The organism is Neisseria sp., from assembly GCF_030530745.1.
Classification (GTDB): Bacteria; Pseudomonadota; Gammaproteobacteria; order Burkholderiales; family Neisseriaceae; genus Neisseria.
The window spans coordinates 1-20,046 of record NZ_JAUMUI010000008.1; the positions used below are offsets into that span (position 1 = coordinate 1).

Annotated in this window: 14 protein-coding genes; 10 read left to right on the forward strand and 4 right to left on the reverse strand. The window is 57.0% G+C overall.

The features are described from left to right. The 3 genes from Q3970_RS04415 to Q3970_RS04425 all read right to left on the reverse strand — a co-directional run. Window positions 1-7,366: ESPR-type extended signal peptide-containing protein (locus Q3970_RS04415; protein WP_303099394.1), on the reverse strand; the 7,366-nt coding region annotated here is incomplete at its 3' end. 1,127 nt (window positions 7,367-8,493) lie between these two features. Then, window positions 8,494-9,915: a sodium:alanine symporter family protein gene (locus Q3970_RS04420; RefSeq protein ID WP_303099395.1), complete on the reverse strand. Its 1,422-nt coding sequence runs from the start codon at window positions 9,913-9,915 to the stop codon at window positions 8,494-8,496. A 142-nt stretch (window positions 9,916-10,057) separates the two neighbouring features. Next, entirely contained in the window at window positions 10,058-10,603 is a 546-nt protein-coding gene (locus Q3970_RS04425) for a gamma carbonic anhydrase family protein (protein ID WP_303099396.1), read from the reverse strand. Between the two features lie 165 nt (window positions 10,604-10,768). On the opposite strand from Q3970_RS04425, the gene Q3970_RS04430 reads away from it, so the two are divergent. The 4 genes from Q3970_RS04430 (at window position 10,769) to pyrH (ending at window position 13,804) form a co-directional block, all read left to right on the forward strand. After that, a complete protein-coding gene (locus Q3970_RS04430) occupies window positions 10,769-10,987 on the forward strand; it encodes a hypothetical protein (RefSeq protein WP_303099397.1) in 219 nt (72 codons plus the stop codon). Window positions 10,988-11,148: 161 nt separating this feature from the next. Next, window positions 11,149-11,874: a 30S ribosomal protein S2 gene (rpsB, locus tag Q3970_RS04435; RefSeq protein WP_303099398.1), complete on the forward strand. Its 726-nt coding sequence runs from the start codon at window positions 11,149-11,151 to the stop codon at window positions 11,872-11,874. A 150-nt stretch (window positions 11,875-12,024) separates the two neighbouring features. Further along, complete coding sequence (gene tsf / locus Q3970_RS04440) at window positions 12,025-12,879, forward strand: translation elongation factor Ts (RefSeq protein WP_303099399.1); 855 nt, start codon at window positions 12,025-12,027, stop codon at window positions 12,877-12,879. 202 nt (window positions 12,880-13,081) lie between these two features. Then, on the forward strand, window positions 13,082-13,804 hold the full coding sequence (pyrH, locus tag Q3970_RS04445) for a UMP kinase (protein ID WP_303099400.1): 723 nt from the start codon (window positions 13,082-13,084) through the stop codon (window positions 13,802-13,804). Between the two features lie 77 nt (window positions 13,805-13,881). Here the strand turns inward: pyrH and Q3970_RS04450 are convergent, their stop codons facing one another. Next, the gene (locus Q3970_RS04450) at window positions 13,882-14,148 is read right to left on the reverse strand and encodes a hypothetical protein (RefSeq protein WP_303099401.1); all 267 of its coding nucleotides are present in this window, start codon (window positions 14,146-14,148) and stop codon (window positions 13,882-13,884) included. A gap of 234 nt (window positions 14,149-14,382) precedes the next feature. Here Q3970_RS04450 and Q3970_RS04455 point away from each other — a divergent pair, with 234 nt between their 5' ends. From Q3970_RS04455 to rseP, 6 genes are all read left to right on the forward strand, one after another. Beyond that, entirely contained in the window at window positions 14,383-14,793 is a 411-nt protein-coding gene (locus tag Q3970_RS04455; protein ID WP_303099402.1) for a helix-turn-helix domain-containing protein, read from the forward strand. A gap of 226 nt (window positions 14,794-15,019) precedes the next feature. Beyond that, window positions 15,020-15,577 carry a ribosome recycling factor gene (frr, locus tag Q3970_RS04460; protein ID WP_303099403.1) on the forward strand — a complete coding sequence of 186 codons (558 nt, stop codon included), beginning with the start codon at window positions 15,020-15,022 and terminating at the stop codon, window positions 15,575-15,577. Between the two features lie 73 nt (window positions 15,578-15,650). Then, entirely contained in the window at window positions 15,651-16,400 is a 750-nt protein-coding gene (locus Q3970_RS04465; protein ID WP_303099404.1) for an isoprenyl transferase, read from the forward strand. Next, window positions 16,400-17,197 carry a phosphatidate cytidylyltransferase gene (locus tag Q3970_RS04470; protein WP_303099466.1) on the forward strand — a complete coding sequence of 266 codons (798 nt, stop codon included), beginning with the start codon at window positions 16,400-16,402 and terminating at the stop codon, window positions 17,195-17,197. The genes Q3970_RS04465 and Q3970_RS04470 overlap by 1 nt, the downstream gene beginning before the upstream one ends. 131 nt (window positions 17,198-17,328) lie before the next feature. Then, window positions 17,329-18,516, forward strand: a complete 1,188-nt coding sequence (gene ispC, locus Q3970_RS04475) for a 1-deoxy-D-xylulose-5-phosphate reductoisomerase (RefSeq protein WP_303099467.1) — start codon at window positions 17,329-17,331, stop codon at window positions 18,514-18,516. Between the two features lie 184 nt (window positions 18,517-18,700). Continuing rightward, window positions 18,701-20,044, forward strand: a complete 1,344-nt coding sequence (gene rseP / locus Q3970_RS04480) for an RIP metalloprotease RseP (protein WP_303099405.1) — start codon at window positions 18,701-18,703, stop codon at window positions 20,042-20,044. Window positions 20,045-20,046: the final 2 nt, after the last annotated feature.

The window sequence follows — 20,046 nt, forward strand, 5'->3', positions numbered from 1 at the left end:
CGTTGACGGCTTCTTTGCTGCCTTGGGCTACGGTGCCGTCGGTTACGCCGCTGATCTTGCCGCTGGCGGCGTCAACGGTTACGTTGCCCGCTTTGAGGCCGTCTGAAGTCAGCGCCACGCTGTCGCCCGCTTTTACGCCGTCGGCGTTCAGCACGGTATTGCCCGCAGTTACGCTGTCAACTTTCAGGTCTTTGGCGGTGGCCACGGTGTAGGTGGTGCTGCCGTCGTCGTTCTGCGTTTCGCCAACTTCGATGTTGTCGCCCGCTGCCACTTTGTTGGTTGCGGCGGCGGCGGCGCTGTTGATGGCTGCTGCCACGTTTTCGGCAGTGGCGAAGTTGTCGCCCGCTTCGTCGGCGCTTACCGTGCCTCCGGCAACGGTCAGGCCGGTTTTGTTCACGTCGAAGGTGATGCCGCTGTCTGAAGCGCGGGCGGTGGTGCCGGTGCCGTTAACAAAGTTCACATCGTTGTTGTCTTGGTTAATGGTTTCGGCAACCGTGCCGTTAACGCTGGCAGTAAAGCCCTGCAGTGCGCTGTCGGCTTTGGCCAGGCTGGCTTGGGTTGCGCCGTTCAACGCCACTTCGTAATCAGGCGCTTCGGCGGTGCCTTTGTTGGCAACGCTGATGCCTTCGCCCGCACTCACTGCGGTTTTCACTGCGGCAACGTTCTGCACGGCATCCAACTGGCCTTTGTTAACGGCGTCTTTTTCGTTTTCGCCGGCTTCTACGCCGCTGATTTTGCCGTTGTCGTTAATGGCGATGTTGCCGAACACCGGGCTTTCGGCCAGCTCGATGTTCATCACGCCGTCTTCAACTTTGGTGCGGATGTTTTTACCGGAAGCGGCGGCGGCAGTGTCCAGCCCGCCTTTGATGGTGAGCATTTCGCTCAGGCGTTTGGCCACGCTGCCTTCGTTGCCTGCAAAGGTAATCGGTTTCTGGATTTCAACACCGATATTGTCGAGCGCGCCCTGCATGGTGGTTGCGCCTGCATATTGGCTGCCGTCGGCTTTGGTTACGGTAAAGAGCGGTGCGGCCACGGTTCCGCTTGCGGGATCGACGCTTGCGCCCAATGCCTGTGCCAGCGGGGTCAGCTGCGACACGTTAACGGCATCGGCGGCATCTTTGCCTGCAGCGATATTGGCAATCACGTTGCCGCCGTTGTTGAGGCCGTCTGAAGTGAGGCTTACGGCCTGTTTGCCCTGCTCCTGCACGGTTACGCCGCCGTTGTTCACAACGGTGTTGCCCGCGGTTACGCTGCCCGATTCGCCCAAATCGACGTTTTCGGCCAGTTTGATTGTTAAGCTGTTGTCAGCCGCACTGCCGGTTACGCCGATATTGCCTTCGGTTAAATTACCTTGGGCACCGCCGGTAATGGCCAGCTCTTCACCCAGCTTGCGCCCGACGGTATCGCCGTTGTCGCCGCTGAAGCTCAGCGGTTTCAGCACTTCATTGTTCAGCGCCGTCAAGGCATCGCCCACATTGCCCGCCGTGCTTACCGCGCCGCTTGTGCCGGTGATGCTGTAAGACGGGGCTTTCAGCGTGCCGTCGTCATTCACGGCCGCGCCGCCGCCCAATGCGTTCAACGTGCTTTGCAACTGGCTCACATTAACGGCATCGCTGCCGTCGGTGCCTGCGGCGATATTGCTCATGCGCACGGGCACGGCCGACTGCGGATCGGCAGCATTCAGCGCGGCAATATGGACACCGCCTCCGGTGTATTCTGTGCCGTCTGAAGATTTATAGAACTTCACGGTGCCGTCAGCTTCTACCGAACGGTGGAGCATTTCGCCGTTAGCGCCCACATAAGACACGGGCGAATTGGCGTCAATCACATTTTGGGTGGTAACCGCCACATTCTGAATCGCATCTCTCAACTGCTGCACGTTAACGGCATCGGCATCATCGTCGCCCTGGAGCACGTTGGTAATTTTCCGGCCGCCCGCATCCAGCCCTTGGGCAGATACTTTACCTTTAAAAACAGGCGCGTCGGCAAGCAGAATCTCAATATTGCCGCTGCTGTCGGCCACGGTGCGGATATTGTCGGAAGAAGCCGCCTCAGTGTTTTCCAAACCGCCCTTCACGGTTACGGTCTGACCCAGTTTGCGGTTGAAGTTGCCGCTGTTGCCGGCGAAATCCAAACCTTTGGCCACCGCTCCCGCGCTGTCTTCAATCTGCTGCTGCACGGCATAAAGCTGGTCGCCGGTAACGGCTTCTTTGCTGCCTTCGGCCACTTGGCCGTTGGCCACATTGCTGATCACATTGCCGCCGTTATCGAGGCCGCTTGAAGTGAGGCTCACGGCTTCCCTGCCCGGTTCCTGCACGGTTACGCCGCTGCCGTTCAAAACGGTGTTGCCTGCGGTAACAGAAGCAAACTCAACCTCGTCTTGAGTGGCCACGGTGATTTTGCCGCCGTCTTGGGTAAGCTTGATGTTTTTGCCCGCATCAACGGTTACGGTGGCACCGTTTTGCACTTTTTCCACGCTGCTGTCGGCCGCTTCGCCTTCAGAAGCCGAAGTGGTCAGGTTGAAGCCTGCTGCTTTCAACTGGGCAACGTTTACCGCGTCGGTATCTTCCGAACCGGCGGCAAGGTTGGTGATTTGGCGGGTGATGCCGTGCTCATCGCTGCCTACGGAAACGGCACCGTATAACGCACTGGAAGTCCAAGTGTTGTTGTCTTTGTCGGCAGCGGCAGAGAGGGGGTCGGCTCCGGTTACGCCGCCTGTCCTGACAGCCGTGCTGTTAGAGCCCAAGGCCACGCCGTTGTCAACCTTGGCGGTTGCAGAATTGCCGAGCGCCAGAGAGCCGGTGTTTTGCGCCTGCGCACTTGCGCCGACAGCGGCCGAATTATCAGCCCAAGCCTGCGCTTTACTGCCTACGGCTACGGCATGTCTGCCGCCGCTGCCGTCCTGCCCGGTGATCGCGCCGTAGCCGAGTGCCGTGCTGTATATGGCACTGTGCGCTGTGGAGGCCGTGCCGCCCAAGGCTACAGAGCCCATGCCGCCTGCATCAGCCTTATAGCCGATGGCGGTAATCATGCCTGCTGCGGGCACACTCGTGCCGCCGACGGTAATTGCAGTGGCTTTGGCATCTTCGCCCAAGGCGATGCTGCCGTCGGCAGTAACGACTGCTCCTTTACCGATGGCAACCGAATTATTTCCGCCTCCCTCGTTAGCTTGGGCATCTTTGCCGATAACCACGGCGTTTTCCGCGCTCTCCGAAGCTTGCGCGGCGGTGCCGATAACCACAGAATCGTTAGATTCGGTTTTGGCGGCATTACCGATGGCGATATTGCCTTCTTTGGTGGTTGCACCGGTTCCGCCCAACGCTTGGGCGGCAGAGCCGATAGCGATACCGCTCAGGCTGGTTACAAGGCTCTCATTGCCCAAAGCCATACCTTTTTCTGTTTCGGCTTTGGCCGTGTTGCCCAAGGCAACGGCATTGTCTGCAGAAGCGGCGGAATTCACGCCCACCGCCACGGCGGTGGAGCCGGCCGCACGTGCAGACGCACCCACTGCAACGGTCTGGTCGTTATTCGATACGGCACCGTCGCCCAATGCCACGGCAGATTTGCCCAAAGCCTGCGAGCTTTGGCCCAAAGCCGTGCTGTTTTGGCCGGAAGAAACCGCAGAGCTGCCCAAAGAAACCGAATTGGTGTTGGTAGAGCGGCTGTTCACGCCGATGGCGATGGAACTTGCACCGGTAACCAAAGAATTCACACCGGCAGCAAACGCATTGTCTGCCAAACTGGAGGCATTCACACCGAGGGCGGTCGAAGATTTGCCCACCACCAAAGCATTGCGGCCTACGGCCAGCGAATTGGAGCTGCCGTCGGTACCCGTGTAGGCGGTATTTGTATTGGTATCCGTGTATGAAGACAACACTCTGGCATTATTGCCGATTGCGCCGGATTCGCTGCCTTGCGCCTGAGCCGAACGGCCCACAGCCAAACTGTAAGAACCTGAGGCGGTACTGCCGTCACCTGCGGCAAGAGACGAAGTTCCTGACGCCAGCACGCCCACGCCCAATGCCGTAGCGCGCTCGGCAGTAGCACGCGCGTAGCGTCCCATTGCGGCGGCATTTTTCGCCGTAGCCTCCGAGCTTTGGCCGAATGCCTGCGCGCCTTCCGTTGTGGCTTTGGCATTATTGCCCACTGCCGTAGCACCCAAACCTGAGGCGGCAACTTTATTGCCCACCGCCAACGACTGGTTGCCCGAAGCTTCTGCATCACTGCCCAAAGCCACGGCTTCAGGTGCCGTTGCGACAGCATCAGGGCCGACGGCCAAAGAATCCGATCCGGTGGCGCCGTTATTGTCTCTGTTGCCTGCTTTCGTACTGTTTGCGCTGAAATAGTTTACGCCGCCTGAAGACGAAGAAGATGCAAGGGCGGTTAAGGCATCACCCACATTCGTATAAGTGTTGCCGTTGATGCTGTAAACGGGGGCACTCAGGGAGCCGTCGGCCTCTACGGCCGAGGTACCGCCCAAAGCAGCAGCCACCGAACCGGCCAGGTTTCCGGTAGCGGCCTGCGCTGCGTAAAGCTGGCTGCCGTTAATCGCATCGGTGCTGGAAGCGGAAACCTCGCCCGGCGCCACATTGATAATCTGGCGCTCTTTGCCCGCCGCTCCCACGCTTACCACGCCGTTGGCGGCACTGCCCGTTCCGGCAAAGCCCGAATAGGTGATGCTGCCCACTTCGGCACTGTTTACCGCCGAAGCCTCACGGTCTGCCGAGCCGTTGCCCAACACCACGCTGTTGGCCTGGGTGGTTGTTACACTGCTGCCCAATACAAACGTGTTGTTTTGCGCCACGGTATTGTCGTTACCGAAAGCATACGAGCCGCTGCCCGAAACGGTGTTGGGGTCGCCGAACGCGCCGGATCCTTCGCCGCTGACCACATTGCCGTAGCCGATGGAGATGGATTTTTCTGCAGTGGCCTGCGCGCCCGTGCCGATGGCGATGGCGTTGTCTTTAGTGGTGGCCGCATTGGCGCCGATGGCCACGGTATTATTGATGGCCGCGCGCGATGATGCGCCTGTGCCTTGGCCTGCCTGATAGCCGATGGCTACGTTGTTGGTGCCGTTGACATACTGCCCCGCCTGATAGCCCGAGGCCACATTATAGGCACCGAGCGAGCCTTGGCCTGCCTGCCAGCCCACGGCCACCTGGCCTTGGTTGTTTGCAGATTCTGCACCCGCCTGAACGCCGACAACCACGGTATTCTGCCCTTGTGCCTGCGAAGCATGGGCTTTGCCTGCATTTTCACCGATGGCAATATTGCCCGAATTGGCAGAAACGGCCTTGTTGCCGATGGCCACGCCGTTTTGCGCCGTGGCGCTGCTGTCGGTGCCGAGCACCACCACGCTTTGGCCCGAGCCGACATTGCGTGTGCCGACGGCCACGCTGCTGGTGCCGGTAGAAGCGGTATCCACGCCTACGGCAATCGCGCCGCTGCTGGTTGAAGCCTGCGCATTATGGCCGACGGCGATGGTGTTTTGTGCAGAGGCCTGCGAACCGTTGCCTACCGCCACGGCATTGGTGTTTGATGCGGTGCTGTTGGCACCGAAAGCGGCCGAATCCTGACCGGTTGCTTTGGCGTTATTGCCCACGGCGGTGGTGCGGGTAGTAATGGCGTTGGCGGAATTGCCGATGGCAATACTGTTGGCACCGCTGGCCAATGCCCGCGCGGCGGCTGCCGTTGCACCGCCGATGGCTATGCCCTGGCTGCCGCTGGCGGTTGCCTGAGAACCTATGGCAACCGTTGCGGTTGAAGAAGAAGCGGCATTGCTGCCGATGGCAACGGCCGATATACCCGAAGCCGAGGATCTGTTACCGATGGCATTGCTCGACTGGCCGCTGGCATAGGCGCGCTCGCCGATGGCAACGGTGTAGCTGGCGGTTGTGGCCGCCCCGCCGGCAGTGGGGCTGCCCGCATAGGCGCCGATGGCCACATTGTTGCCGCCCGTGGTACCGTAAAGCGCGTTGGTACCGAAGGCGACGTTGTTGGTTACTCCGGTTCCGGTTGCCGTGTTCAGCGCGCCGTCGCCGATGGCCAGGTTGCGGCCGTTGGCGCTCGCGTTGGTGGCGCCGGCATTGCGGCCGATAGAAATATCCCAAGCCGAATCGGCTTTGGCACTTTGGCCTATTGCAATAGATTGGCCGCCGGATGCCGAAGCCTGCATGCCCAAGGCAACCGCCGCACCACCGGATGCGGTGCTCCTGTCGCCGGCAGCAAGGGCGCCGTCGGCAGCAGCACTGGTGTTGTAACCCATGGCTACCGAATGCAGATGGGTAGCATTCGCACCTGCACCCACCGCCAAAGCCTCATTACCACTGGCACCGTCGTTGTTGCGGTTACCCGTTGCAGAACTGTTGACGCTGAAATAACGAGTTTTTTCCGCTTCAAGCGTGTTTACTTCACTGCTCACTGCGGTTAAAGCATCGATCACAGAATAAAGCTGGCTGCCGTTCACAGCATCAGTGCTGTCTTCCGATACTTTGCCGGGCGCAACGTTTTTCAGTTGGCGTTCGAAGCCGGGGCTGCCGAACGATACGATGTCTCCCGCCTCTACGCTGTTGCCCGCTTTGAAATCAAAATCCACCCCGTTGGCGGTAACGCGGTAATAGGCAACTTCTTCTCCTGCACCCACGGTTTGTTTGGATGCGTTCAGCGGCGTGCCGGTCATATCTTCGGCACTGATGCCCGCAGTAGAAGAGCCCGCACCGATGGCCACGGAGTTTTGTTTGTCGGCGGTTGCACCCACGCCCAAGGCAACGGAAACGGCTCCCATTGCAGCGGCACGCGAGCCGAACGCCGTCGACAGCACGCCGGTGGCCTGCGAAGCAACACCCACCGCTACCGAGCCTTCTAGGGCAGTGGTTCTCATATATCTGTTGGCACTGCCCGCAGGCCCAACCAAATCATCGCCTGTCAGTGCTTTATAGAGCTCTTTTGTGCTAACCGCAGTCTGAACCAAATCATCACCACCGATGGCAATAGACGAAGCACCGAGAGCATCCGCATCAGCACCTAACGCTACGGCTTGCGCACCGGTAGCCTGAGCCGTCGCACCGATGGCGATCGACTGGTTGTTGGCTGCGGTGGCACCGAAGCCGCACGTGATATTGGTAAATCGATCCGAACGGCTGTTGGTGCAGGTATCCGCCTGCGCATACGCCACCTGGCTGCTCAGGCCGAATGCCGCCCCGAGCATCAGCGGAATCACGCGCAGCAGCAACCGCACGCGCGAAGACATTTCCCCTGCCTTCTGCACGCTGCTCCCCGCCGGCTTGCCTTTGGCCTTCTCGATTTCAGACACGGCAACCCATGCGCCCAATGCTTCGTTCCAAATACTGCGGTAACTTTTGTTCATAAGTTTTATTCCTGTGGATTCAAACTGTTAAATACTCCCCGGGCCGATGCTCGGGCAGCACCCCATCTATAAGAAAATAAAGCTGACATTTATTGTCACTTATTGGCAAAATACACAAACCCAATCTATATCTTAATTTATAGTATTGAGGTTGATATTTTTTAATATTGCAATATAAATCAGCCGATTATAAAAACCGCTGCTATCAAAAATCAGCTTTTTTTTTCATATCTTTTCAAATATAAACACTATCCATGCAATTAGCGTGCCATATGAAAAATGACTTGCTTATTTTTAACAAAAAAGGCCGTCTGAAATATCGTTCCGTAGGGTGCATCTTGATGCACCGTTTTCAGATTCGCACTAACCGGTGCAACAAGTTCCGTAGGGTGCATCTTGATGCACCGTTTTCAGCACTAGCTGGTGCAACAAGTTGCACCCTACAGCCGTAATCCGAAGCGTGCGGACGGTTTTTCCGAAATAAAAAAGGCCGTCTGAACGTTTCAGACGGCCTGAGGCCTTTGAAAGGTCCGGCGGGCGTTAAAAACCCGATACGGATTAAAAAAACCGCCCGTTTGCGGGCGGTTTTCAGGCTGAAACCCTTAGGGGGTATTCAACGCAGCGGCATTACACCGCCGCCTTACCAGATATCGGATTTGATGCGGCGTTTGAGGCCGGGATGTTCGGATAATTTGAATTCGGGCTCCCTGCCCATTTTCAGTTTGGCCAGTTCCGTAGGGTGCATCTTGATGCACCGTTTTCAGATTCACACTAGCTGGTGCAACAAGTTGCACCCTACAGCCGTAATCCGAAGCGTGCGGACGGTTTTTCCGAAATAAAAAAGGCCGTCTGAACATTTCAGTTCCGTAGGGTGCATCTTGATGCACCGTTTTCAGATTCGCACTAGCTGGTGCAACAAGTTGCACCCTACAGCCGTAATCCGAAGCGTGCGGACGGTTTTTCCGAAATAAAAAAGGCCGTCTGAACGTTTCAGACGGCCTGAGGCCTTTGAAAGGTCCGGCGGGCGTTAAAAACCCGATACGGATTAAAAAAACCGCCCGTTTGCGGGCGGTTTTCAGGCTGAAACCCTTAGGGGGTATTCAACGCAGCGGCATTACACCGCCGCCTTACCAGATATCGGATTTGATGCGGCGTTTGAGGCCGGGATGTTCGGATAATTTGAATTCGGGCTCCCTGCCCATTTTCAGTTTAGCCAGATAATCTTTCAGCATTAAAAACACCAGCGGGCTGAGCACCAGAATCGCTATCAGGTTGATTAGGGCCATCATGCCCATAGACAAATCGGCCATATCCCACACCAGCGGCACTTTGGCCACCGCGCCGAAATACACCATGCCCAGCACGGCCATACGGAAAACGGCCATCACCAGCCAGTGGTTGTTGAGGTATTGGACATTCGATTCGGCATAGGCATAGTTGCCGATAATCGAAGAAAACGCAAACATAAACAGCAAAACGGCCAGGAAATCGGCCCCCCAGGTGCCGACATGGTGCACCAGCGCCGCCTGGGTAAGCTGCACGCCGCTGAGTGCGGATTCTGCCGTGTGCACATCGGAGAGCAGCAAAACAAACGCCGTGCACGAACATACCACCAAGGTGTCGATAAACACGCCCAGCATCTGAATCATGCCCTGCGACACGGGGTGTTTCACATCGGCCGCCGCCGCCGCATTCGGCGCGGAACCCTGACCCGCTTCGTTGGAATACAGGCCGCGTTTGATGCCGTTCATCATCGCCGCAGAAATCATCGAGCCGAGCAGGCCGCCGCCTGCGGCTTTAAAGTCGAATGCCGATTGGAAAATCAGGCCGAACACGCGCGGCACTTCGCCGATATTCGCCGCCATTATGTAAACCGTCATCAGCAGGTAGAGCACCGCCATAACCGGCACCACCGTTTCGGCCACCCTCGACACGCGTCGGATGCCGCCGAAAATAACCGGCGCGGTCAAAATAACCAGCGCCACGCCGATGGCGTGTTTGTTCCACCCCCAGGCCGTTTCGGCGGCCGCCACAATCGAATTGGCCTGAACGGCCTCGTAAACCAGGCCGAAACAGAACACCAGGCTGAGCGCAAACAGCACGCCCATCCATTTCTGCCCCAAACCCTGCGTGATGTAATAAGCGGGGCCGCCGCGGAAATGGCCGTTTTCGCGGTCGCGGATTTTAAAAAGCTGCGCCAGCGAAGATTCGGCGAAGGCCGAACTCATGCCGATAAGCGCGGTTACCCACATCCAGAACACCGCACCGGGGCCGCCCACCGAAACGGCAATCGCCACCCCGGCAATATTGCCCACGCCCACGCGGCTGGCCAGCCCGGTAACAAAGGCCTGAAACGGCGTGATGCCGTGGGGGTCGTCGCCCGAACGGCGGCCGCCCAGCATGGTCCGCACACTTTGGCCGAACAGGCGCAGTTGCACGCAGCCTGTTGCCAGCGTAAAAAACAAACCTGTGCCGAGCAGCAGGAAAATCAATATGTCCCACAGCGGGCCGCTGACGGCATTAACCCATTCGTGCAGAGTTTCGGTCATAAAAAAGCTCTCTCTTTCATATGTTTTAACTGTTTTTTCAGCAAGTTAGCCAATTATAAGGCCGTCTGAAAAGGCGCATTCTAATATATCGGATACGGATTGCGTAAAAAAATCCTGCCATCATTGCGTTTGCCGCCCGCTTTCAGACGGCTTCCCGCAGCGTTTTTTTATGGTTGGCCGACACCCGCATATAATGTTCGGCCGAATACACCAAAAATGCCTTTTCTTCATCGGTGAGCGCCCTCACCTGCTTCACCGGCGAACCCACATAAAGATAACCGCTTTCAAGCCGTTTGCGCGGCGGAACCAGGCTGCCCGCGCCTATCATCACATCGTCTTCGATTACCGCGTCGTCAAGAATAATCGTGCCCATACCCACCAGCACGCGGTTGCCGATGGTGCAGCCGTGCAGCATCACCTTGTGGCCGACGGTAACGTCTTCGCCGATAACCAGCGGAGAGCCTTCGGGCTTGGCGGCAGTTTTGTGCGAAACGTGCAGCATACTCAAATCCTGCACATTGCTGCGCGCACCGATGGTGATGCTGTTCACATCACCGCGCAGCACCGCAAACGGCCACACCGACACGCTCCCGGCCAGCGACACTTCGCCGATAACGGCGGCGGCCGGGTCGATATAGCAGCTTTCATCAATAACGGGGCGGTGTTCCAAATAAGGGCGGATATTCATGTTTTTCTCCTTCGGCAATTTGCGGAAACGCCGTTTCAGACGGCATGCGGCAATGGTGTAAAATCAAACCGTTCCGGCATTGTAGCCGAAAAAGCGGCGGCACAGGAAAGCCCCGCCCCGAAGGCCGCCCGGACAGCAGAACCGCCCGTTTCGAAGGAGGCACCCGTGCGCTACATCATATTTATCGGCTACTTATTCGTTACCGTCCTGTTTTCTGCCGCCCAGCCGGATATGGCGCGGGCACTGGTTTATCTCGTGTTTTGGTCGGTGCTGCCCACACTGTTTGCATTTTGGGCGGTTAAAATCAGCCGCCGCAACCGTTTGGCGAAACTGCAGGAAAAGCAGAAGCAGCCACCCGAATCCGGCAGCCCGCCCCATTCCTGATTACCCTTTTCAGACGGCCTCCGTTGCTATATAATCCGCAGGTTTTCGTTTTTGAAAACACTTTTTTATTTTCAACAACGCCCGCACTTTACGCGAAAGGGTGCCGCCGCAAGGCGGTTCTATGCGTGAAAGTGTATGCCTTAACCCTTTAAAGGAAAAACATGTCTCAAATCACCATGCGCCAGATGCTCGAAGCAGGCGTCCACTTCGGCCACCAAACCCGCTACTGGAACCCGAAAATGGAGCAATACATTTTCGGCGCGCGCAACAAAATCCATATCGTCAACCTTGAAAAAACCCTGCCGCTGTTCCAAGAGGCCCAAGAAGCCGTTCGCCGTCTGGTTGCCAACAAAGGCACCGTGCTGTTTGTGGGCACCAAGCGCCAGGCCCGCGAAATCGTGCGCGAAGAAGCCGTCCGCGCCGGTATGCCTTTCGTCGACCAGCGCTGGCTGGGCGGCATGCTCACCAACTACAAAACCGTGAAGCAGTCGATCAAACGCCTCGAAGAAAAAACCGCAGCCTTGGAAAACGCTGCCGAGAGCGGTTACAGCAAAAAAGAAATCCTCGAAATGCAGCGCGACGTTGAAAAACTGGAGCGCTCTTTGGGCGGTATCAAAAACATGAAAGGCCTGCCCGACGCCATTTTCGTGATTGACACCGGCTATCAGAAAGGCACGCTGGTAGAAGCCGAAAAACTGGGCATCCCCGTGATTGCCGTGGTAGATACCAACAACAGCCCCGACGGCGTGAAATACGTTATCCCCGGCAACGACGACTCTGCCAAAGCCATCCGCCTCTACTGCCGCGGCATCGCCGATGCCGTTTTGGAAGGCAAAAACCAGGCCTTGCAGGAAACCGTGGCAGCCGCCCAAGCCGCTGCCGAATAAGGCTCATTGAAACAAGGGGCGGCATGCCCCTTTTTCTGAAACAGGCCGCCTGAACATGCTTTCAGAAACACCGCAAACTTTTTCAGACGGCCCCAAGGTTCCCAAACGCGGCCCGATTGCCGCGCCCTCAAAAATTCTAGGAGATTCAAAATGGCAGAAATTACTGCAAAAATGGTTGCCGACCTGCGCGCCGCCACCGGTTTAGGTATGATGGAATGCAAAAAAGCGCTGGTTGAAGCCGAAGGCAACATGGAAAAAGCCGAAGAAATCCTGCGCATCAAATCCGGCGCCAAAGCCGGCAAACTGGCAGGCCGCACCGCCGCCGAAGGCGTGTTGGCGTTCGCCATCGAAGGCAGCACCGGCGCGCTGGTGGAAGTGAACTGCGAAACCGACTTCGTTGCCAAAGACGCCGGCTTCGTGGCTTTCGCCAACTCCGTAGCCAAAACCGCCGCCGCCAAAAAACCGGCCACCGTTGAAGAGCTGAGCGCGCTGGTTGAAGAAGAACGCAAAGCCATCATCGCCAAACTGGGCGAAAATATGTCCGTGCGCCGTTTCGAAGTTATCGAAACCCCCAACAGCCTCACCGCCTATATCCACGGCGCGCTGGCTACCGAAGGCGTTTTGGTCGAATACAAAGGATCCGAAGACATCGCCCGCAAAGTAGGCATGCACATCGTTGCCGCCAAACCGCAATGCGTGAGCGAAGCCGAAGTAGATGCCGAAACCGTTGAAAAAGAACGCCACATCTACACCCAGCAAGCCATCGAATCCGGCAAACCCGCCGATATCGCGGCCAAAATGGTTGAAGGCCGCATCAAAAAATTCCTGGCCGAAATCACCCTCAACGGCCAAGCGTTCGTGATGAACCCCGACCAAACCGTTTCCCAGTTCCTGAAAGAGAACGGCACCGAAGTTGTGCGTTTCGTGCGTTATAAAGTGGGCGACGGCATCGAGAAAAAAGAAGTCGACTACGCCGCCGAAGTAGCCGCCGCCGCCAAGGTGTAAACCGCCGCGTAACAAAAAAGCACTCGGATTCATGCAGAATCGGGGTGCTTTTTTTTGAAAGCAGTTTTGCACAACACTTTGAAAACCAATAAGAACACACTACAATCACATTGTTTGCGGAAAACGTTGCCGCCGAATATCGAAAAGGCCGTCTGAAACCGTTCGGACGGCCTCCCCAAACCCGAAGAAAGCAAGGTATCCCATGACACAGCAAACCACCAAATACAAGCGCGTTTTATTGAAACTTTCCGGCGAAGCCCTGATGGGCAAAGACGCCTTCGGCATCAACCGCGACACCATCATGCAGATTGTCGGCCAAGTGAAAGAAGTGGCCGATATGGGCGTGCAGGTGGCCGTGGTTATCGGCGGCGGCAACATCTTCCGCGGCGTGGCCACCCAGGCGCAGGGCATGGACCGCGCCACCGCCGACTATATGGGCATGATGGCCACCGTGATGAACGCGCTGGCCCTGAAAGACGCCTTCGAATCGCTCGGTATCAAAGCCCGCGTGCAATCCGCCCTTTCCATGCAGCAAATCGCCGAAACCTACGCACGCCCCAAAGCCATCCAATATCTCGAAGAAGGCAAAGTGGTGATTTTCGCCGCCGGCACCGGCAACCCCTTCTTCACCACCGACACCGCCGCCTCGCTGCGCGGCGCCGAAATGAACTGCGACATCATGCTCAAAGCCACCAATGTCGACGGCGTATATACCGCCGATCCGAAAAAAGACCCCTCCGCCACCCGCTATCAAACCATCACCTTCGACGAAGCCATCAGCAAAAACCTGCGCGTGATGGACGCCACCGCTTTCGCCCTCTGCCGCGAGCAGAAGCTGAACATCGTCGTGTTCGCCATCGCCAAAGAAGGCGCCCTCAAACGCGTGATTGCCGGCGAAGACGAAGGCACGCTGGTGCATTGCTGATTTTGAGTTTGAGATTCAGTTTGAGATAAAGCAAAAGCCGTCTGAAAGATTTTCAGACGGCTTTATATTCGGTTAGGTTAATTTGCTTTTTGGCAGCGGACTATCATGCTGATGGTACGAAAATCCGGGGTACTGGTATTGTGGGTAACGTATCCGGACGGGCAAACTTCCTGGGCCTTTTGTATCGCCATTCTTTCACACATCATACCGCAATAGTTGCCGGTGATTTGAACCAGATCACCTTTCTCATTTGTTTCGATAAAATTCGATGAAATAGTCGGAGCGTGAATAACGCAGCCTTGCAAAACAAACAGCATCAAGGAGAACATGATAAGTTTTTTCATTTTTTCCCGCCTCCTGAAAAATTGCCTGTTTTGCCCGGCCGATTGGGGTTAGAGTTACCTGTTTGACTGACTGCCATAATATTTCCTTTACCATGGAAAAAGAAAGGGTGTTTGCCAAGAATCGGCAGCTGGGATAATATCCGTCGAAGTTTAGGAATTCCATTATGAAAACCGGTTATAAATCTCTTTTTGCGGTTTTAATAACCGGTATTCGGCACATGAGATGTTTAAATTATGGCAGTCAACGACAAGGTGCGCGCTTTGCGCGAATTAAATAATTGGTCGCAGGAAGAAATGGCGGAGCGGATGAATATTTCGGAAAGCAGCTACTCGCGTTTGGAGCGTGGGGAAAGCAGGCTGGATTTGGCCAAATTGGAAAAACTGGCCGCTATTTTTAAAATAGACATCGGCGAACTGGTCGCTTCAGACGGCAAGGGTTTGATTTGCCTGAATGGGGAAAACAGCGGCAATCATGCCAGTTACTATATAAACACCGCTTCTGAAAATCTGATGCTTGAGATCGAAAAGGTAAAACTCGAATTGAAACACACCCTCGAAGTGGTGGGCTACAAAGATCAAATCATCATCCAGAAAGACAATGAAATTGCGGCATTAAAGCGGTTGATTGAAGCATTGCCGAAATAAAACCGCAAAGGCCGTCTGAAAAAACATATTCAGGCGGCCTTTCAATATCCGGCCTCCCCCTTCGGTTCAAACCGGCGCCCCCCTGCCCGCCGCCCGGCAAACTTGTCGGAAACCGCCAAGCGCGGTACTATGACCCGTTATTCTCAAACACAGGCCGCCCCGGCTGGGGCTTTCAGACGGCCTTTGCCTTTATCTGATTGATTTTATTATATTTGAAAGTGAAACAATGATTAACGACATTCAAAAAACCGCCGAAGGCAAAATGCAGCGTTCGCTTGAAGTTTTGCGCGAAAACCTGGCCAAGGTGCGCACCGGCCGCGCCCATACCGGCCTGCTCGACCAAGTGGAAGTGGAATACTACGGCAGCCCCGTGCCCGTGAGCCAGGTGGCCAATGTTACGCTGATCGACGCGCGCACCATCGGTGTGAAGGTATATGAGAGCAATATGGCCGCCGCGGTAGAAAAAGCCATCCGCGATTCCAACCTGGGCCTGAACCCCGCCGCCATGGGCGACGTTATCCGCGTGCCCATGCCCATGCTTACCGAAGAGCGCCGCAAAGATTTAATCAAAGTGGTGCGCGGCGAAGCCGAAGAAGGCCGTGTGGCCATCCGCAACGTGCGCCGCGATGCCAACAACGACTTCAAACGCCTGCTGAAAGACAAAGAAATCTCCGAAGACGATGCGCGCCGCGGCGAGGAGCAGATCCAGAAGCTTACCGACAAATACATTGCCGAAGCCGATAAAATGCTCTCGGCCAAAGAAGAAGACCTGATGGCGATTTAATGCCCCAAGGCCGTCTGAAAGCCGGGCGAAGCCTTTTGCCTTATTTTCAGACGGCCTGCCGCAAGGAATGCACATGAAAAGCAGCACGCAAACCGTCTTGGAATACACCCGCATCCCGCGCCATATCGCCGTGATTATGGACGGCAACGGCCGCTGGGCGAAAAAGCGCCTCCTGCCCCGCGTGATGGGGCACAAACGCGGTCTTGATGCGCTGGAAAACATGGTTAGGCGCTGTGCGGAACTGGGGGTGCAATATTTAACCGTGTTTGCTTTTTCTACCGAAAACTGGCGCCGCCCAGAAGACGAAGTGTCGTTTCTGATGGGGCTGTTTCTGCAGGCCCTGCAAAAACAGGTGCAGCGCCTGCATGAAAACAATATGCGCGTAAAAGTGATCGGCAACCGCAGCCGCTTCAGCGAACCGATACGGCAGGGTATCGAGGCGGCCGAGGCGCTGACTGCGGCCAACACCGGCCTCACCATCACCGTGGCGGCCGATTACGGCGGCCGCTGGGATATCCTGCAGGCCGTCGGCAAGCTGGTGGCTGAAGGTGCGGCCGAAGTAACCGAAGATGCTCTGGCCAAACACCTGATGCTGGCCGGGGCGCCCGAGCCGGATCTGTTTATCCGCACTGCGGGGGAAACCCGCATCAGCAATTTCCTGCTGTGGCAGATAGCTTATACCGAGCTGTATTTCACCGACACCCTGTGGCCGGATTTCGACGATGCCGAGCTGGATAAGGCCATACGTTCTTTCCAAACCCGCGAAAGGCGCTTCGGCCGCACCAGCGACCAGCTCCCCCCCGAACAGCAACGGAGCGAATGATGCTGAAACAACGCGTTATCACGGCCCTGGTTTTGCTGCCCTTGATGTTGGGCATGCTGTTTTGGGCTTCAGACGGCCTGTGGGCGGCTTTCAGCGGCCTGATCGCCTTGTTGGCGCTGTGGGAATACGCCCGCATGAGCGGCATGGAAAAAACGCAAAACCACCACTATCTTGCCGCCACCGCCGTGTTCGGCATCACCGCCTATGCCGGCGGCTGGCAGCTTCCCGCGGTTTCGTGGCTGGCGGTGCTGGCGTTTTGGCTGCTGCTGATGCCTTTGTGGCTGTATAAGAAATGGCCGCTCAAAGCCGATTGGAAAGCCTACGCCACCGGCCTGATGCTGATGCTGCCTTTTTGGTTTGCACTGGTTTCGCTGCGCCCGGGTGCCGAATCGGCCGTATCGCTGCTGGCCATCATGGGCTTGGTGTGGGTGGCCGACATCGCCGCTTATTTCTGCGGCAAAGCCTTCGGCAAACACAAGCTCGCCCCCGCCATCAGCCCGGGCAAAAGCTGGGAAGGCGCGCTCGGCGGCGCATTGTGCGTGGCCGTTTATATGATTTGGGTGAACGGCGCAGGCTGGCTGGCTTTCGACGTTTCATGGTTCGGCGCCGTGCTCACCGGCTGGGTGCTGACCGCCGTGAGCATAGGCGGCGACCTGCTCGAGAGCTGGTTCAAACGCTCGGCGGGCATCAAAGACAGCAGCAACCTGCTGCCCGGCCACGGCGGCGTGTTCGACCGTGTGGACAGCCTGATTGCCGTGTTGAGCGTGTATGCGGCCATGATGGCGTTGCTTGGCTGAAATAAACCCAAGCTGATACGGCGTTGATGCGCCTTGTTTCGGCTTTTGTTTATCCGCTATATATAGGCCGTCTGAAACCAAACGTAGGCCGCATCGTGTTTTCAGACGGCCTGAATCAAAAGAACCAAACCATGACACAACAAGTCTTAACTATTTTGGGCAGCACCGGCAGCATAGGCGAAAGCACGCTCGACGTGGTGTCGCGCCACCCCGAAAAATTCCGTATTTTCGCGCTGGCCGGGCACAAACAGGTGCAGAAGCTGGCCGCGCAGTGCGAACGCTTCAACCCTCAGTTTGCCGTAGTGGCCGATGCCGAACACGCCGCCGCGTTGGAGCAGTTGCTGGAATCCGCCCGCTGCCGCACCGAAGTGCTCTACGGCGCGCAAGCCCTGACTGACGTAGCAAGCGCGGGCGAGGTTGACGGCGTGATGGCGGCCATCGTGGGTGCGGCCGGACTGCCTTCGGCACTGGCCGCTGCAGCCACAGGTAAAACCGTTTATCTGGCCAATAAAGAAACGCTGGTGGTGTCGGGCGCACTGTTTATGGAAACCGCCCGCGCAAACGGTGCGGAAATTTTGCCGGTGGACAGCGAACACAACGCCATTTACCAAGTGTTGCCGCAGGATTATTCAGGCCGTCTGAACGCGCACGGCATCGAGTCGATTATCCTCACCGCCTCGGGCGGGCCGTTTCTCGATACGGATTTGGCCGCATTCGACTGCATCACGCCCGCGCAGGCGGTCAAACACCCCAACTGGGCGATGGGGCAGAAAATTTCGGTGGATTCCGCCACCATGATGAACAAAGGCTTGGAACTGATTGAAGCGCACTGGCTGTTTGACTGCCCGCCCGAAAAACTCGAAGTGGTGGTACACCCGCAAAGCGTTATCCACAGCATGGTGCGCTACCGCGACGGCTCGGTGCTGGCGCAGATGGGCAACCCCGATATGCGCACGCCGATTGCTTATTGCCTGGGTTTGCCCGAACGCATCGAATCGGGCGTGGGCGCGCTGGATTTCGGCGCCTTGTCGGCCCTAACCTTCCGCGAGCCCGATTTTGCCCGCTATCCCTGCCTGAAACTGGCTTATGATGCCATGCACGCGGGCGGCGGCGCACCATGCGTGTTGAACGCCGCCAACGAAGAAGCCGTAGCCGCCTTTCTGGCAGGCAGAATCCGCTTTACCGACATCGCCCGCGTGGTGTCGCACTGCTTGGAACAAGGTTTTTCAGACGGCCTCAACGATGTCGGCAGCCTGCTGGCGCAAGATGCGCAAACACGCGCGCAGGCACAAAACGGTATTGCCGCGCTGGCGCGGTAGAGGGGCCGTCTGACAACCGGCGGCGGCGGCCGGTGTTTAAAGTTCTGTAACCATTGTGCAAACCCTCTTGTAATAAGCCGTACAGACTGCTGTAAAATCAAAACCTTTTCAGACGGCCCGATAAAGCGGCAGGCCGTCTGAAAACACTGTTTCAAACGAAAGAAAACAAAACTTTGGGGAACCCATGTTAACTACAGTTGCGGCCTTTATCGCCGCCATCTTGATTTTGGTCAGCCTGCACGAATTCGGCCACTATATCGTGGCGCGTTGGTGCGGCGTGAAGGTGCTGCGCTTTTCGGTGGGCTTCGGCAAGCCGTTTCTGAAGAAAAAGCGCGGCGACACCGAATGGTGCCTGGCGCCGATACCGCTGGGCGGCTATGTGAAAATGGTCGATACCCGCGAAGGCAACGTGGCCGAAGCCGATCTGCCGTATGCTTTCGACAAACAGCATCCCGCCAAGCGCATTGCCGTCGTGGCGGCCGGCCCGCTCACCAATCTGGTGCTGGCCGTGCTGTTGTTCGGGCTGAGCTTTTCGATGGGCGTTACCGAGCTGCGCCCGTATGTGGGCACGGTAGAACCGGCCAGCATCGCCGCTCGCGCAGGCTTCGTGCCCGGCGACAAAATCGTGTCGGTTAACGGCGTGGCCGTAAACGACTGGTCGGCCGCCCGCAATGAAATCGTGCTCAACCTCGAATCGGTTAAGGTAAACGTGGCCGTAGAAACCCAAAGCGGCCAAAACGCCGTGCGCACCATCGACATCGCCGGCACCCCGGATGCCGGGCAGGTCATCAAACAGCAGGGGCACATCGGCCTGTTGCCGTTTAAAATCACCAACACATTGGGCGAGGTGCTGCCAGGCAGCCCCGCCGCCGCCGCCGGTCTGAAAAAAGGCGATACGCTGGTGGCCGCCGAGGGCAGGCAGCTGCACTATTGGTCGGACTGGTCGGCGCTGTTCCGCCAAAATCCCGGAAAAAGCCTGACCATACAATACCTGCGCGACGGCCGAACCTTAGAAACCCGCTTACGCCCCGATTCGGAAGAGCTGCCCGACCGCACCTTGATCGGCAAGGCGGGCGTTGCCCCGCAGAGCGATCAGGCGTGGATGGAGAAAATCCGCCACGAATACACCCCCACCGTGCCTCAGGCATTTGAGATGGGCTGGCAGAAAACCGCCGATTATTCGGTGATGATGGTGAAATTTTTCGGCAAACTGTTGACCGGACAGGCATCTTTGAGCCATATTTCCGGCCCGGTAACCATTGCCGACATGGCGGGTAAAACCGCTTCATACGGCCTGCAAAGCTATATAGAATTTCTCGCCCTGGTCAGTATCAGCTTAGGAATCATGAATTTATTGCCCATTCCGGTTTTGGACGGAGGGCATTTGGTGTATTATGTCGCCGAATGGATACGCGGAAAACCGCTGAGCGAGCGCATTCAGGCCGCCGGCCTGCGCTTCGGCCTTGCCGTCATGCTGATGCTGATGATGGTGGCCTTCTTTAACGATATAACCCGTTTGTTTGGATAATG

Coding starts and splice junctions, on each gene's coding strand:
- pyrH (WP_303099400.1), top strand. CDS start 13,082: ATGACACAGCAAACCACCAAATACAAGCGCGTTTTATTGAAACTTTCC.
- Q3970_RS04425 (WP_303099396.1), bottom strand. CDS start 10,603: ATGAATATCCGCCCTTATTTGGAACACCGCCCCGTTATTGATGAAAGC.
- Q3970_RS04420 (WP_303099395.1), bottom strand. CDS start 9,915: ATGACCGAAACTCTGCACGAATGGGTTAATGCCGTCAGCGGCCCGCTG.
- ispC (WP_303099467.1), top strand. CDS start 17,329: ATGACACAACAAGTCTTAACTATTTTGGGCAGCACCGGCAGCATAGGC.
- Q3970_RS04455 (WP_303099402.1), top strand. CDS start 14,383: ATGGCAGTCAACGACAAGGTGCGCGCTTTGCGCGAATTAAATAATTGG.
- Q3970_RS04470 (WP_303099466.1), top strand. CDS start 16,400: ATGCTGAAACAACGCGTTATCACGGCCCTGGTTTTGCTGCCCTTGATG.
- rpsB (WP_303099398.1), top strand. CDS start 11,149: ATGTCTCAAATCACCATGCGCCAGATGCTCGAAGCAGGCGTCCACTTC.
- Q3970_RS04465 (WP_303099404.1), top strand. CDS start 15,651: ATGAAAAGCAGCACGCAAACCGTCTTGGAATACACCCGCATCCCGCGC.
- rseP (WP_303099405.1), top strand. CDS start 18,701: ATGTTAACTACAGTTGCGGCCTTTATCGCCGCCATCTTGATTTTGGTC.
- frr (WP_303099403.1), top strand. CDS start 15,020: ATGATTAACGACATTCAAAAAACCGCCGAAGGCAAAATGCAGCGTTCG.
- tsf (WP_303099399.1), top strand. CDS start 12,025: ATGGCAGAAATTACTGCAAAAATGGTTGCCGACCTGCGCGCCGCCACC.
- Q3970_RS04450 (WP_303099401.1), bottom strand. CDS start 14,148: ATGAAAAAACTTATCATGTTCTCCTTGATGCTGTTTGTTTTGCAAGGC.